Source organism: Terrisporobacter mayombei (assembly GCF_020748465.1).
Taxonomy (GTDB): Bacteria; Bacillota; Clostridia; order Peptostreptococcales; family Peptostreptococcaceae; genus Terrisporobacter; species Terrisporobacter mayombei.
In genome coordinates this window covers 1-553 of the sequence record NZ_JAHZMP010000075.1, presented here as the reverse complement: position 1 = coordinate 553, position 553 = coordinate 1, and the positions used below count along the sequence as shown (strand labels likewise).

General features: G+C 27.5%; 1 pseudogene. It reads right to left on the bottom strand.

The window, feature by feature from the left end:
- Window positions 1-43: 43 nt before the first annotated feature.
- Window positions 44-553, bottom strand: a pseudogene (locus tag K0039_RS20380) (cell wall-binding repeat-containing protein); the annotation flags it as partial.

The window sequence follows — 553 nt, the reverse complement described above, 5'->3', positions numbered from 1 at the left end:
TTTCCTTTGACTATAGATCCTATTTCTATAGTTGATTAAGTCAATTTAGGCGTGTTTGAGTATGTTTTATAGATGTTTTATTTTGTTTAGCAGTAGTTTTAGAAATAGAGTACTGATGCCAAATTATAATTATATCTTTAGGGTTTTGACCTTTTAATTCTGATTTTACACTATTAGGCAATTTATTTTTTTCAACCAAAAGTATTGTCTCATTATATGTAGTTGCCAGTAGCGTTGATATACTACCATCTATACTTACATCTCCATTTATTATAACTACCTTATCTGAACCATTTTTCCAACCCTCTTTACTTATTTTAACTGCTGTTTCATATCTATCGCTTCCTGTAAGTTCTGTAATAGGCGCAGAAGTTTTTCTCAAATATTTATTTACATCTTTTCTAGAAGTTATATTTTCAATTATACATTCCTGTGTTTCATTATAGTCTTTTAAATTTAATCCCATGTTTTCTAGGACTTGTTTATTTAAAGTTTTAGGATTATTTTTGCTGTTTATTGTTATTCCTTGTAGTTCCCTAACATTTAGATATTT